A 14,763-nucleotide genomic window follows, 5' to 3' on the forward strand; every position below is an offset into this window, starting at 1 on the left:
TGCTCCGCATGCTTACCGGCATGTAACCATCTCGACCTCCCGCTCCAACAGAATCCCGTAACGGTCCTTGATGCTCTCTGTGGCCAGAGAGAGCAATTCCAGGGCCTGGGAGGAAGTCCCCTGGTTGACGTTTTCCAAAAAATTGGCGTGCTTGGGAGAAAACCGCATTCCTCCAAGGGTGTACCCCCGAAATCCCGCCTCATCGAGCAATCGCCCCGCTGAATGGTTCAGAGGATTCTTAAAAACGCATCCAGCTGTTGCTGCGGTCAGGGGCTGGACACTCTTTTTGCGCATGAACCATGTCCTGACCCGGTTTTGTATGGACCCGCGAGCATCCCTCTTCAGGGCTATGAGCACGCCGAGCACGGCAAAGATTCCGTCATGTCCCTGAAAATCAAAGCGTCGGTATCCTGCCCTGCACGCTCCGCGTTCGACCCAGAACACCCCCTTTTCAGGGGTCCATACCCGAACGGCCTGGATGTGATCAAAACATTCGCACCCATGTGAACCCGCATTCATAGCTACTGCCCCGCCGATACTTCCGGGGATACCGGCCATGGGTTCCAGCCCCGAGCAGCCGTGCTTGATGCACCAGGACATGAAACCTGCCAGTCCCATCCCCCCATCCACGGCAACCAGTATCTTTTCCCCGGTATCCCGGATTATCTCGGGTTCAGCCAGACAGGGACGGTGGATCAGGGCAAGGTCGTGTGCGCCGTCTTCAGCCAGGATATTCGATCCCCGGCCCAGGATAAAAAGACTTCCGCCGTACCGTTCAGCCTCCCGGGGGATGGCTTCATACTCTCCATCGGATTCGGGAACGAGCAGACACCGGGCCTGTCCGCCCAGCCGCAGGGTAGTGAGTTCCCGAAAAAGTGGCTGAACCGTTATCTTCATGGCTCTTGTAGATACGTTGTCCCTACGGACCAGATATTTCCGGCCCCAATGGTCAAAAAAACATCACCGGGCAGCAGAAGCCCCGGCAGTGCCTCACTCATGGCCTCGAAATCATCATAAAAATGTACATCCACATCGGAAATCTGCTTGATGGCCCGGGCCAGATTCAACCCATTGACGCCGGGAATGGGGGTTTCCGAGGCAGGATAGATTTCTGTCAGAAGCAGGACATCCCCATCGGCAAAACAGGTGCAGAAATCCCCGAACAGCGCCTGGGTCCTGGAAAACCTGTGTGGTTGAAAGGCAACGACAATCCTCTTGCCGGGAAAACATTCCCGAGCCGTCTTCAGAGTTGCCCGGATCTCGGTGGGATGATGCCCGTAATCGTCGATAACGAGAACCTGATTGCGTTCCCCCTTCCGCTCGAATCGCCGCCCGACACCACCGAACGTGGACAACCCTTTGACAATGGCCTCTTTGGGCACTCCGGCCTCGAGAGCCACCCCTATCCCGCCCAGGGCATTCAGAATATTGTGCCTTCCCGGCTGGGCCAGAACAATTTCACCCCACGGAATCCCCTTGAGCAGGACCCTGAACCGGGACCCGTATTCGCAGGATTCCACCTCGGCCCGCAGATCATTGTCCGGTCCGAACCCGTAGGTCATGACCGGGCGCTTGATCCGGGGCAGAACCGCCTGGATGTTGGGATCATCTCCGCAGACCACATTCAGCCCGTAAAAAGGGATTGAATTCATGAACTGGATAAAGTTCTCCTGGACATCTTTCAGGTCAGCATAAAAATCCAGATGGTCAGCATCGATATTGGTGACCACATTCAGGATGGGCAAAAGGCAGAGAAACGAGCCGTCGGATTCATCGGCCTCGGCAATGAGATACTCGCCCGCCCCGAGCATGGCATTGCTTCCGTATGCATTGAGGATGCCGCCAATGATCACCGTGGGATCGAAACCGGCCTCTTTGAACATAGTCGCCAGAAACGAGGTGGTCGTTGTTTTGCCGTGGGTTCCGGCAACGGCAATACCGGTCTTGAGGCGCATGAGTTCAGCAAGCATCTCGGCCCGAGGGATGATCGGAATACCCTTTTCGCGGGCCTTGAGCACCTCGGGATTATCCTCGGCAATGGCCGAGGAGCGTACCAGGACGTGTGCATCCTCGAGGTTGGCGGCATCGTGACCCTGGGCGATACGTGCACCCAACCCCTCCAGCCGTTCGATAACCGGACTGCGACCCAGATCCGACCCGGTCACCTCGTACCCGAGATTGAGAAGGACCTCGGCGATACCGCTCATGCCCGTTCCGCCGATTCCGACCATATGTATTTTCTGTATGTTATTACGCATAAAATTTAGTTATCTCTCTCGCCCGGCCCAAGAGGACCCTGCGGGCGGTTACATCACCGCCGGTATCCTTTTGGGATAACCGACTGCTTGTCGGTGTTTTCATCATCTATCGTTCGCCGCTTTTCAAACGGGGAGCTCCAACCCTGACAAATATCTCCGGGGCCCTGCAACCCGTCCCTGCTCAAAAATGTCCTTAATTCCCCGTGGAGCAGGGTTTTTCAGAGCTGATCAGCGCTACCATCTCATCGACAATGGCACCTGCGGCATCCGGTCTGCCCAGGCGTCGGGCACTATGTCCCATGGCCCTCAATTTTTCAGGCATGGCCAGAAGGTCGGTAATGGTACCAGCCACATTGACTTCGCTCATATACGTTTGAACCATGACCAATGCGGCTCCGGCCTCTTCCAGATACCGGGCGTTCTTGAGCTGATGGCCGTGCACCGCATAGGGGAAAGGAATCAAAACGCTCGCCTTGCCCGCGATGGTCAATTCCGCAAGGGTAGTCGCCCCGGACCGGCAGATGACCAGATCGGCAAATTCGTAGGCCGCGGCCATATCCGCGATAAAGGGCTCAACGCGGCCTTCAGGACAGACATCCTGGTATCTTGCCCTGACCTTTTCAAAATCCTTGATTCCGGTCTGATGCCAGATGTCCACCTGATCCCGGCACAAGGTGGGTAGAATTTCCATGACAGCATCGTTGATCGCTGTGGCACCCTGGCTTCCTCCCAGAATGAGAAGCCGTTTACCACGGCCGGATCCCTTTCCCGAATCCTGTCGCCCGAGCTTGACTATATCTGCTCGAACGGGATTGCCGGTCATGATTGTTCTGTCAGGATCGAAAAAATCCCCTGCACCCTCAAAAGAAGTGAAAATCCGATCGACCCGTTTGCCCAGCATCCGGTTGCACATCCCGGGGATGCTGTTTTGTTCGTGAACAGCTGTAGGTACCTTGAGCAGGCTCCCGGCCATGACCGCGGGAAATCCTGCATATCCTCCGAACCCCACAACCACCTCGGGTTTGAAGGAACGGATCAAGGCCATTCCCCGCATGACACCCCATGCCAGGCGGACCAAACCCGGAACCGCCCCCAAACCTTTTCCCAATATCCCCTGGGAGGGCAATGTCCTGAATGGCAACCCGGCCTCTTGGGCCAGGGTGGCCTCGGGTCCATGGGTACCCCCTACAAAAAGGATCGAGCATTGCGGAAAGCGTTCCCGAACGGCTTCGGCCACGGCCAGAGCTGGAAAGATATGGCCCCCGGTGCCACCTGTAGTCAGGATAATTCGTTCCACGGGTCATCCATGATTGTTGTGAACGTTCGGTCACACTCCAAAACAGCTCACGTACTTTTCAGCTTGTCGAAAACGTCTGCCCTGTCAGAGTCAGCGCCTGGCCAGATTCAGAAGAACCCCCATGCAAAAAAAACTGGTCAGCATATTGCTCCCTCCATAGCTCAAGAATGGCAGTGCCACGCCCTTGGGAGGTGCCAGCGCCAGGACGACAGCACTGTTCAAAAGTCCTCCCAGAATGATCAGCAGCCCCGATCCAAAAGCCAGAAGTCTGTCCTGCATATCCTTGGCACGGACGGCAATGGCCACGGATCGCCAGAGAATGATCCCCATGAGCACGATGACCAGAGAAACCCCGACAAACCCGAGTTCTTCACCAAGTACCGCCAGGATGAAGTCATTATGCGCCTCGGGGAGAAAAAAAAGTTTCTGTCTGCCCGCCCCCAGACCGACCCCGAACCATCCCCCGGCCCCGAACCCGTAGAGAGATTGCACCAACTGATACCCGCTATCCAGGGCGTCCTTGAAAGGGTCCAGAAAGGCGAACCATCTTCTGAACCGGTACGGTGAAGTCATAACCAAAACGACGGCCAATCCCAAGGCGGTCATCGAGGAGAAAGTCAGATGAAAAAAACTGGTTCCGCCCACCAGGCAGAGCAGAAAAAAAATCATGACCAGGAACATGGCTCCACCGAAATCCGGCTGGAAGAGCAGCAGAACGCACATGGTCGATGTTATCACAAGGGGCGGCACGAAACCGATGTAAAAGGTCTTGATCCTGTCCTGCTTGCGGGAAAAAAAGTAGGACAGATAAAAAACCAGGGCTACCTTGGCCACCTCCAGAGGCTGGAGGCTGAAAAAACCCAACCCGACCCATCTGCTCGCCCCTCCGGCCCTTACAGCCACCTGGGGAACCATAGTCAGCGCCAGAAGTAAAAGAGCTATGATCAGTAGAGGATAATGAAGCCCATGCAGAAACCGCCTTGAAATCCTGGCCACCACAAACATGATTCCCAGCCCCAACACAGCGAACACACTCTGCCTGACGATGAAATGATACGGGTCGTTCCAGACTTTTTCGGCCATAACCCCACTGGCACTCAGGACCATGATCAGCCCCAATCCCGTGAGTGCGGACACCGGGAAAAGAAGCCACCAGTCAATGGAGTTAATGGCTGCTGTCTTGGTCCTGTTTCCCATAATAGATCCCGACCGCTTTACTGAAGGCCTGGCCCCGTTCCTTGTAGTTTTTGAAAAGATCAAAGCTGGACGTGGCCGGCGACAAGAGAACCACATCTCCGGAACGAGCCTGAAGGCAAGCATTTTCCACGGCCTGTTCGAGGGTCGGACTCCACACCGTAGGAACCACATCCTTCCACGCCGGCTCAAAAATTTCCCTGCTCGCCCCGAACAGACAGATTCCCTTGACCCGCTCCCGGATCAACGCGTTCAGGGATGCGGGTTCACCGCCCTTGAAGATCCCCCCGGCCAGCAGAATAATCGGGTGATCAAAACTCTTCAACGCGGCCTCAAGAGCGGTGATGGTCGTGGCCTTGGAATCATCCACAAAGGTGATCCCCTGATATTCCCCGACTATTTCCAAACGATGGGGCTTTGGCCTGAAATCCGCCAGACTCCCGGCCACATCCTGTTCAGGAATGTTGAAATATCTGCAGACCAGCCAGGCGGCCTCCAGATTCTCCTGGTTGTGAGGTCCCCTGAGATGCGGGCAGTCGAACCGGTTCGTACCGAGGTAATAGACCCGCTTGGCCCCGGTAAACACTCGTGCCTCGAGTTCATCCTTGAGGCTCAGATGGAGGACGGCCAGATCCCTTTCCTGCATCTTGGCGAACAGGGAGAGCTTGGCCATGAAATATTCTTCCTCGCTGGCATGGAAATCCAAATGGTTGGGAGAAAAATTGACAAAAACACCCACCATGGGATGAAAGGAATCCGTATGCTGGAGCTGGAAGGAGCTTACCTCCAGGACCAGGATATCGGCGGGCTTGCCTGCGAGCAGATACTCGGAAAGCGGTACCCCGATATTGCCCCCCACGAACACGGTCTTGCCGCAGCGTTCCAGAATATGACCGATCAGGGCAGTTGTCGTTGTCTTGCCGGTCGTCCCGGTTACCGCAACCATGGGTTCGGACACGAACCATGACGCCAGCTCAAGTTCGGATACCACCTTGGTCTTCTCAGGGATCAGGTCTTTGATGGACGACAACGGTACGCCCGGACTCAAAACCACAAGATCGACCCCGGCAAAATCATCCCGGGTATGCGCACCTGTTCGCAGTTCCCACCCGAATTCCAAAGCCAGATCTCTGACCCTCTGGGTTATCCCTTCATCGTTTCGTTCCACCAGACGGGTGGAGGCACCCAGGGCTGCGAGAAGACGTGCGGCCGCGATACCGGAGCGTCCGGCACCGACAACCACCGCGTGGTGTCCTTTCAACTGTCCTGGATGAATGAGTTCATGCATTGCGGGCGTGCGTCCTTATCTCAGCTTGAGGGTTGCCAGGGCCATGAAGCACAAAAGAATGGAAAGAATCCAGAACCGGATGATGATCTTGGACTCTGGGATTCCCTTGAGCTCGAAATGATGATGCAGGGGCGCCATGCGAAAGATGCGTTTGCCTCCACTCATCTTGAAATACCCGACCTGCAGAACCACGGACAGGGTCTCAACGACAAAAAGCCCCCCGATGACGACAAGCAGAAGCTCCTGCTTGCACAGGACCGCCAGAAACCCGAGAGTCCCGCCGATGCTCAGACTTCCTACATCACCCATGAAAATCTGAGCGGGATAGGCGTTGAACCAGAGAAATCCGAGACCCGCACCAACCATGGCCCCGCAAAAAACAGCCACCTCACCTACTCCGGGGAGATAGGCCACCTGGAGATAACTGGCCAGTTCCACATGGCCGGCCAGATAAAGAAAGATTCCCAGACAACCGGTACTGACCACACTTGGTCCTATGGCCAGCCCGTCGAGCCCGTCCGTGAGATTGACCCCGTTGGAAGATCCCACCATGACCAGAAGGGCAAAGGGGATGTACCACCATCCGAAATCGGGACGGATCGATTTGAAAAAGGGGACCATGAGTTCACTGCTGTACCCGGGCATGGTCATCAGAATGGTCAGTGCCCCGAGGGCCACGATGATCTGCCCGAAAAATTTTGTCCTGGCCGTGAGTCCCTGATTGTTCTTGCGAATTTCCTTGATATAGTCGTCCACAAATCCGACCAGGCCGAATCCGGAAAAAACGAATATGGTCAACCAGAGATAGGGATTTTCAAGGTTGCCCCACATGAGAACACTGCCCAGTAAACAGGCACCCAAAAAGGCCCCGCCCATGGTCGGAGTACCGGCCTTGCTCTGATGCTTGGGGCCATCTTCCTGGATATACTGGCCGCATTTGATCTTCTTGAGCCAGCTGATAAAAACCGGCCCGAAAACAATACTCAAAACGAGTGCTGTGAGCATGGCCAGCATGGATCTGAAAGTGATGTACCGAAGGACGTTCAGTACACCCACGTCGTTACTCAAGGGATAGAGAAGGTGGTAGATCATTCTACGCCCTCCAGAAATACTTCGAGAAATCTTTCCATCCTGCAGCTCCGCGACCCCTTGAACAGAATGGTCCCTTCAGGGGGAAGCAGGTGGGCATGGGTCCGTAGCTCGTCGGGAGAGGTCAGGGGAATGAAACGTCCTGCCCATGTACCAAGTCCTTCACGAACAGCATCTGCATGCTGGCCGGCAAAAAAAAGCAGGGAACACGAGGAGTGCCCAACCCACATACCCATATCCTGGTGCCCTTTTTCCGCATAGCTGCCCAATTCCATCATCTCTCCCAGGACCAGGACCAGGGGCTTGCCCGGGTGCAGGAGCCCCGCCCGCTCAATGGCCCGTTGCATGGATAAAGGATTGGCGTTGTAGGTGTCATCGATCACTGTCCACGATCCTTGGGATGCAACCGCGAACCGCTGATCAACCGGAACATATGCCTTGAGACCCTGGAAGATGGTTTCAGATCCGAGGCCGAGAGTTCCGGCCATGGCGGCCACGGCGATACAGTTCTCCGCCATTTCCTTCCCATGCATGGGCAGAGACACGGTCTCGTCCAGTCCGCCCATGATCAGACGAAAACGCCCCATCCCCTGCTCATCCGAGCCCTGGTAGGCGGCAAAAAAATCCGACGATGCATCACGGGTCGAAAAAAATATATTTCGTGACGAGCGTCTGCTGACCTGATCCACCAGCTCGGAATAGTCTCCGCTCACCACAGCGGTTCCCTCGTCCTTCATGTAGTCCAGAAGAGTCGCCTTGGCCTTGGCCACGCCAACGACATCCCCCAGTCCCTCCAGATGACAGGGTCCCACATTGGTGATCACAACAAAATCAGGTTGCAGGATGGTTCCAAGATCTTCCATGTCTCCGGGTCTGCTGATCCCGAGTTCCATGACCCAAAATCGTTCTTCACCCGAACACGCGAGCATGGACAGGGGTAGACCCAGCTGGTTGTTCCAGTTTCTGAAATTCTTGGCGGTCGTCCCTTCTCTGCCCAAAAGGGATGCGAGCATCTCCTTGACCGTTGTCTTTCCGGCCGACCCGGTGATTCCAATGACTGTGGCACGGGTTTGGATACGCCAATACGAGGCCAGACGAGCCAATGCATCGAGGGTGTTGCGGACCAGGAGCACGGGGGTGGGCGAAGCGATCTCGGGAAGCGGGGTGTGGGCCACGACAGCGCAGGCCCCTTTGGCCACCGCCTCGGCAGCAAAACGATGTCCGTCCATATTCTGACCCGCGATACAGAAAAACAGATCACCTGACCGTACGAGTCGGCTGTCGGTTTGCACGCAAAGGACATCACGATCCATCTCGTCCGTGACATCACAGATGGCGCCCATGGCAGACGCTATTTCCAAAAGCCGTAGTCGCATCACACTTCCTTGAAAAACTGAATATTGCTGCAGATTGCATCATCCATTTGTGCCCACCAGATCCTCGACAACCCGGACATCGTCAAAGGGATATTTGCGGTCTCCGATCTGCTGATAGGTCTCATGCCCTTTACCGGCGATGAGCAGAACATCACCTGAATCCATACCTTCAATGGCTCGTGCAATGGCACGCTTTCTATCCACTTCCCTGATCACTGAAGCGGACAGATCGGCCATCCCGGGAAGGATCTGGTCGATAATCGTCTCGGGGTCTTCATGCCTGGGGTTGTCCGATGTGACGATGGCCACGTCGGCATGGACGGCCACGGCAGCCCCCATGATCGGGCGTTTCGAGGGGTCACGATCCCCACCGCATCCGAAAACGACATGCAGACGATGAAAATCCAGAGCCCGCAATGCCTGACAGACTTTTTCCAGTGCGTCCGGGGTATGGGCATAGTCGACGAATATGTCCAGTCCGCGGGGATTCACGACCCGCTGAAGCCGCCCCGGAACCCCGGTAAAGGTCTGCAATGCCTGCATGGCCTCAACCGGCAAGCCAAGATAAAGTCCCACGGCCTGGGCCGCCAGAAGATTCATCCCGTTGTGGCGTCCAACGAGATGGGAAGTCAGGGACCATCTGGACCGGTCATGAGTCATGCTCAGTTCCAGTCCGTTGCGGGTGCAGGAGGCCAGATTTCCGACAAGCCAATTATCCCCTTCGCCCGCTTCCAGGCTGTAGCCCATACAAAAGGTGCCCCCCTGGAGAAGTCGTCTCCCATAGGAGTCGTCGGCGTTGATGATCCCAAAGGGCACGCCCTTGTCCGTTTCCTGGAACAGCCGAGCCTTGGCCAGAAAGTAGGATTCCATGTCATGATGGTAATCCAGATGGTCCTGGGTCAGGTTGGTAAATACGGCGAGATCAAAATTGATCCCGGCCACACGTTCCTGGTCCAGGGCATGGGAAGAAACCTCCATGCACACGACCTCGATACCGTCCTCGCGCATGCGGGCCAGAAATTCGTGAACCGTCCAGCAGTCCGGGGTGGTCATGCCGACATCGTGACAATGTCCTGGCCAGCGAACATTGACAGTCCCGATGACTCCGACCTTCTTGCCCGCAGAGGTCAAAAGATGTTCGATCAGGTAGCAGGTCGTCGTTTTGCCGTTGGTGCCGGTTATTCCAACCACCTTCATGGACGCATTGCCCGTACCAAAACGGGCTGCCGCCAACTCGCCCAGTGCCTGACGAGGGGAGGGGTGGACCAGGAATTCGGCCGAAAGGTCATGGGCCCAGCGGTTGACATTGTTGGCAACGATGTATGCGGCTCCCCGTTCCAGGGCCTGATCGATATACAGGGTTCCGTCATGTCGCGTGCCCGGCAGGGCGATAAAAACGTCCCCGGCCTGAACCTGTGCCGAATGGGTTCTAACGGCGAGGCCGTTTCGGACCTTGCCTTTGAGTTTTTCCCAACGAAGGTGATCAAAAATTATGGGCATGGAACGTGTGACCTCTCGGTTGTCAGCCAGAGCTTCAGCGAGTCAGCCTGGATTCGACTCCAGGCTGTTCCGGCCTTGGGTTCCTGACGGGCCACGAACATTCCCTGGCCCTGAATATGCGGCACAATGCCGTGTCGTGCCATGATCTCCACCGCTTTTCTCAAGGGTTGGCCGCATAAATCGGGTAGATGGCTTCCCCCTTCATTCACTTCGGCCGCGCCCTTTTGAACCCGTGTCTTTCCCCTGTTTTCGAGGGTAGTTACAACCATCGGTTCGCCAGTGCCCCACGACATGGGGGACTCTCCCCGATAGGCCAGCATCTTGATGGCCACATCCCTGACAACAGGTGCACTGACAACTCCGCCATAATGCTGAGGGGTTGGCTCATCGACCATGGCCAGAATCAGATATTTCGGTTCCAGGGCAGGAATCAATCCGACAAAAGAGGCCAGAAAGGTGTCCCCGTATCCCCCCGTGGACGTGGGTTTTTGGGCTGTTCCGGTCTTGCCTCCGACCTCAACTCCGGGAATCCTCGCCTGCGTTCCGGTCCCATCTTCCTCGACTACCCCGCGAAGCATCGCAAGAAGGGTTTGGGCCACGTCTTCACGTACAACCTGTCGCGTGGATTTCTCGGGTCTGCTGCTATCCTGAACAATCCTCAAAGACTGCATCCGCCCCTTGTTGGCGAAAACCAGATAGGCTCTGGCCAGTTGCAGCGGGGTTACAGCCACTCCCTGCCCAAATGACGCGGCGCAAAGATCAATATCCGTCCATTTGTGGGGCGGCCGGATCATCCCTTTGGCCTCTCCGGGAACAGGAACACCTGTGGTTTCGAGAAATCCAAAGGCCTGCAGCTGGCTGAACAATTTCTCGGCCCCCAAGGCAAGACCGATCTTGGACATGCCGATGTTGCTGGAATAACGGATAATCTCGTTGACATTAAGGTCCTTGTATTCGTGCGTATCCCTGACCCGATTACTCCCCAGCCTCCATTCCCCGTTTTCACAGAAAAACCTGGAGGCAGGCGAACAGATCCGGTTCTGCAGCGATGCGGCAACAACAAAAGGCTTAAAGGTCGAGCCCGGCTCCACAAGATCCAGGCAGATACGATTTCTCCAGACCTGGGGGGCACTCTTGGCGTATTGGTTGGGGTCGAAAAACGGATAATGCGCCCATGCCAGGATATCGCCCGTTTCGACTTCGACAACCAGACAACTGCCCCGCTTGCCGTGAAATTTTTTTACAGCCTCGGCCAGGGCCTCCTCAGCCGAACTCTGGATGACGCTGTCGATGGTCAGGGTGATGGAGGAACCGTCGACATTTGTTTCTTCCTGACCGGAGTACAATTGCCCCCCGGTGGCATCCCGAGGCACCTGCTGCCGTGCCGATGAGCCACTCAAGGTGTGCTCAAATGATTTCTCCAGTCCTTCAAGCCCCTTCCCGTCGATACCCACAAATCCCAGAAGCTGAGCCGCTACATGTCCTTGGGGGTAGATGCGCGCCCACTCTTCCTTGAGATAGACGCCGGGCAGATCTGATTGCCGAATCAGTGCGGCCTGCCGATCACCTATCTGTCTGGCGACCCATACAAAGGAACTTTTTTCCCGGACAAGCCCGGCCAGATTCTTTTTCGACCCCCCTACGATTCGGTGAAGCGCGGCAATGGTTTGTTTCGCGTCCTTGATTTGAGCGGGGTTGATGAATACCGAATGAGTGGGAACACTTTTGGCCAGGAGTCGTCCTTTACGATCGTTGATCGCCCCCCGCTCTCCCTGCAGGGTCCTGGATGCCCAGTACTGTCGTTGAGCGCGATCAACCAGAGACTGGCCGGATCTGATCTGGATGTAATAGGCTCGGACCCAGACCCCCAAAAAACACAAGGTAAAAATAACGGCCAGGGTGATAATTTTTATGCCGGACCAATCTCTGGGAGTTGAACTTTTTTTCCAAACCATCAATTCCATCCGGATCGATCATACCCGGGATCTTTGATCTTGCGCATCTGTCCCGAGCGAGCCTCGTACAATCCACCCTCTGCAGCCAACTGACGAAGCCGTGCCGGTGCAGCCAGATTGTTTCGCTCTATTTCCAGCTTAGCAGCGAGTTCCTCTTTCCCGGATAATTCAGCCTGCATTTTCTGGAGATCGTAGGCCATATCCACACGCTCGATATTCACCCACACAAGAACCATCGCGAGAAGCACTGCTAGAAAAAAAACGCCGAAAACCGCTCCAATGGCAGCCCCCCGGGTCATGTAGTGCCTCGTCTTGCCGCAATCACCCGTTCCGCGACACGCAGCTTTGCGCTTCTGCTTCGGGGATTGTGAGCCATTTCATCTTTTGACGGTACCAAAGGTTTCTTGGTCAGCACCTTCAATCGCTGTTCATGGCCGCACACACAGACAGGTTGATGACGGGGGCACAGGCAGCCCTTGCTCTCTGTGCGGAAAATCTGCTTGACAATCCTATCTTCCAGCGAATGAAAAGAGATGACCACGATCCGTCCGCCGGGAACAAGGTACTCAGGGATACGTTCGAGAAAATATTGCAAATCGTCCAGCTCACGGTTCACGGCGATACGAAGGGCCTGAAACGTCCTGGTCGCCGGATGATTCCTGGCCAATGCCCGCCGTTTTGCCGGATAGGCTTTGGCCACGATTTCTGCCAGCTGTAACGTCGTTACGATGGGCTCCGATTCTCGAAACGAGGCAATGGCCCGGGCAATCCGTCCGGCCATGGGCTCTTCACCATATTCCCAAATGATGTCCCTGAGTTTTTGAGCAGGAAGACGGGCAATGAGCTCTTTCGCACTGGGCCTCCCGGAATTCTTGTCCATGCGCATGTCCAACGGACCGTCGTGGACAAAGCTGAACCCCCGATCGGGCTGGTCGATCTGCATGGAGGAAATTCCGAGATCCAGAAGGACTCCATCAAATCCTTTCCAACCAAGTTGTTTCATGGGATGTTCAAAATCCCGAAACGAACCATGGACCGTAAAAAAATGGTCGGTATAGGAAAGAAGACGCGATGAAGCCGCATCTAAGGCCTCGGCATCCTTGTCAAAGGCCAGGATCTCGATATCTCCTTCGGTCTTTTCGAACATTCGCAGACAATGTCCTCCAAGGCCCAGGGTTCCGTCCAGATAACGACCTCCGGGTCGTGGACGCATCCAGTCGACAACCTCGTCAGCCATGACCGATATGTGGGCGCTATCGTTCATCAGAACCTCAGCTCGAATCCGCTTTCCGCCAGGGAATCCAATATGGGATCGAAATCTCTCTCCACCTCCAGCCGTTGGGTCTCAAAGCGCTCGAGATCCCATATCTCGAACTTGCGCCCTACGCCGGCCAGAACGATTTCCTTCTTCAGACCGGCATATCTCCTCAAATGCGGAGGAATGAGAATCCTGCCCTGTTTGTCCAGAACTACCTCGCTGGCACCGGAAATAAAGAAGCGGTGAAAATTGCGAACCTTTCGATCAGCCATATTCAGGGAGGCGAAGCTCTTTTCGATTTCCTCCCACTCCGGCAATGGGTATACCGCAATGCATTCATCAAAATTGGTGAGCACCAAACGACCGTCAGAAGCACTGCGCAGAGCCTCCTCCCGGAACTCCGGAGGAAGCATCAGACGCCCCTTCCCGTCTTGAGATCTATGTGCATGACCGCGAAACACCCAATCTTCTCCCACTGTTTACCACATTTTCCCACATCACTTCACAGTCACCCGATAAAATGTCAAGGATAATTACGAATGGAATGACATATCTTGCCTTCAAGTCGAAAAAAATAGGTAAGCATTCAGGTGCGGTTCCCCAAAAATCAGAATTTTCAACGTAAAAAATTTGTAACTATTCAGGTCAAAATTTAGCAGGAGCAACAGGCTGGAATATATCGTTAGATTTAAGTGCCAGCCCGTAAATTTCAGAGATTTAAGGATTTCAGAAATTTTAGAAATTGAGGACCTGGACGCTAACCGCTTGTAATTTCTTAAATCTCTTAAATTTCTTAAATTCGTAATTCTGATTCTTGAGAAATGCACCTGAATAGTTACAAAAATTTTAGATATTTCAAAAATTATAAGCAGTTAGAATCCAGGGTTTCAATTTCTTCACCTTTTAAAATTCTCTCATTTCTTCCATTCACTGCATACCGCTCAAACATATCCTTGAATATCAGAGTGTTCGAGTAGCTACTTTTCGACCTGAAGAGTTACAAAAAAGGAAAGATAGTTATATATTGAAAGGTAGTGATCCCCTGTGTCAGGGAAGTTGTCGCCTCTTCTGAAATTCACCTAAGGGGGCCAGAAGGATGAGGTGATGGCATATTCACAAAGACATCGAGAACGGGTTCTCCAAAAGTTATTGACGAGCGGGATGCAGCCATTCGTTCCCAAACGCCAAAGAGCCCCCACATCGTGAAATGTGGGGGCTCTTTGGTATTTGAAAAAAGAAGTCCTGGCGACGACCTACTTTCCCGCGGTTAGAACCGGAGTATCATCGGCGCTGGAGGGCTTAACTTCCGAGTTCGAGATGGAATCGGGTGTGTCCCCTCCGCCTTGGTCACCAGGACAAATATTAAGAAAAATAGAGCGATTTGCAATTAAGACGCGCGGTCTATTAGTACCGGTCAGCTGAACGCATTGCTGCGCTTACACACCCGGCCTATCTACCTTGTAGTCTTCAAGGGACCTTCAGTCATCTTGCGATGAGGGATATCTTATCTCGAGGCAAGTTTCCCGCTTAGATGCTTTCAGCGGTTAT

Annotated in this window: 12 protein-coding genes and 2 rRNA genes; all 14 read right to left on the reverse strand. The window is 54.6% G+C overall.

Going from position 1 to position 14,763, the window contains the following annotated elements; translation table 11 throughout:
- Positions 1-12: 12 nt before the first annotated feature.
- On the reverse strand, positions 13-897 hold the full coding sequence (gene murB / locus ACTVJH_RS04470) for a UDP-N-acetylmuramate dehydrogenase (RefSeq protein ID WP_455987881.1): 885 nt from the start codon (positions 895-897) through the stop codon (positions 13-15).
- Positions 894-2,258: a UDP-N-acetylmuramate--L-alanine ligase gene (gene murC / locus ACTVJH_RS04475; protein ID WP_455987883.1), complete on the reverse strand. Its 1,365-nt coding sequence runs from the start codon at positions 2,256-2,258 to the stop codon at positions 894-896. The genes murB and murC overlap by 4 nt, the downstream gene beginning before the upstream one ends.
- 193 nt (positions 2,259-2,451) lie before the next feature.
- Entirely contained in the window at positions 2,452-3,555 is a 1,104-nt protein-coding gene (gene murG, locus ACTVJH_RS04480; protein ID WP_455987885.1) for an undecaprenyldiphospho-muramoylpentapeptide beta-N-acetylglucosaminyltransferase, read from the reverse strand.
- A 90-nt stretch (positions 3,556-3,645) separates the two neighbouring features.
- The gene (gene ftsW / locus ACTVJH_RS04485; protein ID WP_455987887.1) at positions 3,646-4,752 is read right to left on the reverse strand and encodes a putative lipid II flippase FtsW; all 1,107 of its coding nucleotides are present in this window, start codon (positions 4,750-4,752) and stop codon (positions 3,646-3,648) included.
- Positions 4,721-6,037, reverse strand: coding sequence for a UDP-N-acetylmuramoyl-L-alanine--D-glutamate ligase (gene murD, locus ACTVJH_RS04490; protein ID WP_455987889.1), 1,317 nt, complete (start codon positions 6,035-6,037; stop codon positions 4,721-4,723). The genes ftsW and murD overlap by 32 nt, the downstream gene beginning before the upstream one ends.
- Positions 6,038-6,052: 15 nt before the next feature.
- Positions 6,053-7,129, reverse strand: coding sequence for a phospho-N-acetylmuramoyl-pentapeptide-transferase (mraY, locus tag ACTVJH_RS04495; RefSeq protein ID WP_455987891.1), 1,077 nt, complete (start codon positions 7,127-7,129; stop codon positions 6,053-6,055).
- Positions 7,126-8,502, reverse strand: a complete 1,377-nt coding sequence (locus tag ACTVJH_RS04500; protein ID WP_455987893.1) for a UDP-N-acetylmuramoyl-tripeptide--D-alanyl-D-alanine ligase — start codon at positions 8,500-8,502, stop codon at positions 7,126-7,128. Before ACTVJH_RS04500 ends, mraY begins: the two co-directional genes overlap by 4 nt.
- A gap of 39 nt (positions 8,503-8,541) precedes the next feature.
- Positions 8,542-10,002 carry a UDP-N-acetylmuramoyl-L-alanyl-D-glutamate--2,6-diaminopimelate ligase gene (locus ACTVJH_RS04505; RefSeq protein ID WP_455987895.1) on the reverse strand — a complete coding sequence of 487 codons (1,461 nt, stop codon included), beginning with the start codon at positions 10,000-10,002 and terminating at the stop codon, positions 8,542-8,544.
- On the reverse strand, positions 9,993-11,957 hold the full coding sequence (locus ACTVJH_RS04510; protein ID WP_455987897.1) for a penicillin-binding transpeptidase domain-containing protein: 1,965 nt from the start codon (positions 11,955-11,957) through the stop codon (positions 9,993-9,995). The genes ACTVJH_RS04505 and ACTVJH_RS04510 overlap by 10 nt, the downstream gene beginning before the upstream one ends.
- The gene (locus ACTVJH_RS04515) at positions 11,957-12,256 is read right to left on the reverse strand and encodes a hypothetical protein (protein ID WP_455987899.1); all 300 of its coding nucleotides are present in this window, start codon (positions 12,254-12,256) and stop codon (positions 11,957-11,959) included. Before ACTVJH_RS04515 ends, ACTVJH_RS04510 begins: the two co-directional genes overlap by 1 nt.
- On the reverse strand, positions 12,253-13,221 hold the full coding sequence (rsmH, locus tag ACTVJH_RS04520) for a 16S rRNA (cytosine(1402)-N(4))-methyltransferase RsmH (protein WP_455987901.1): 969 nt from the start codon (positions 13,219-13,221) through the stop codon (positions 12,253-12,255). Before rsmH ends, ACTVJH_RS04515 begins: the two co-directional genes overlap by 4 nt.
- On the reverse strand, positions 13,221-13,628 hold the full coding sequence (gene mraZ, locus ACTVJH_RS04525) for a division/cell wall cluster transcriptional repressor MraZ (protein ID WP_455987903.1): 408 nt from the start codon (positions 13,626-13,628) through the stop codon (positions 13,221-13,223). Before mraZ ends, rsmH begins: the two co-directional genes overlap by 1 nt.
- Before the next feature lie 827 nt (positions 13,629-14,455).
- Positions 14,456-14,570 (reverse strand): 5S ribosomal RNA (gene rrf, locus ACTVJH_RS04530).
- A gap of 28 nt (positions 14,571-14,598) precedes the next feature.
- Positions 14,599-14,763 (reverse strand): 23S ribosomal RNA (locus tag ACTVJH_RS04535); the annotation flags it as partial.

The sequence above is a fragment of the Desulfoplanes sp. PS50 genome (assembly GCF_053851535.1).

What these genes read in the sequence shown, in the direction of transcription:
- ACTVJH_RS04515 (WP_455987899.1), bottom strand. Translation starts at nt 12,256, where the DNA reads ATGACCCGGGGGGCTGCCATTGGAGCGGTTTTCGGCGTTTTTTTTCTA.
- mraZ (WP_455987903.1), bottom strand. Translation starts at nt 13,628, where the DNA reads ATGCTTCCTCCGGAGTTCCGGGAGGAGGCTCTGCGCAGTGCTTCTGAC.
- murC (WP_455987883.1), bottom strand. Translation starts at nt 2,258, where the DNA reads ATGCGTAATAACATACAGAAAATACATATGGTCGGAATCGGCGGAACG.
- ftsW (WP_455987887.1), bottom strand. Translation starts at nt 4,752, where the DNA reads ATGGGAAACAGGACCAAGACAGCAGCCATTAACTCCATTGACTGGTGG.
- mraY (WP_455987891.1), bottom strand. Translation starts at nt 7,129, where the DNA reads ATGATCTACCACCTTCTCTATCCCTTGAGTAACGACGTGGGTGTACTG.
- ACTVJH_RS04510 (WP_455987897.1), bottom strand. Translation starts at nt 11,957, where the DNA reads ATGGTTTGGAAAAAAAGTTCAACTCCCAGAGATTGGTCCGGCATAAAA.
- ACTVJH_RS04500 (WP_455987893.1), bottom strand. Translation starts at nt 8,502, where the DNA reads ATGCGACTACGGCTTTTGGAAATAGCGTCTGCCATGGGCGCCATCTGT.
- murD (WP_455987889.1), bottom strand. Translation starts at nt 6,037, where the DNA reads ATGCATGAACTCATTCATCCAGGACAGTTGAAAGGACACCACGCGGTG.
- murB (WP_455987881.1), bottom strand. Translation starts at nt 897, where the DNA reads ATGAAGATAACGGTTCAGCCACTTTTTCGGGAACTCACTACCCTGCGG.
- ACTVJH_RS04505 (WP_455987895.1), bottom strand. Translation starts at nt 10,002, where the DNA reads ATGCCCATAATTTTTGATCACCTTCGTTGGGAAAAACTCAAAGGCAAG.
- rsmH (WP_455987901.1), bottom strand. Translation starts at nt 13,221, where the DNA reads ATGAACGATAGCGCCCACATATCGGTCATGGCTGACGAGGTTGTCGAC.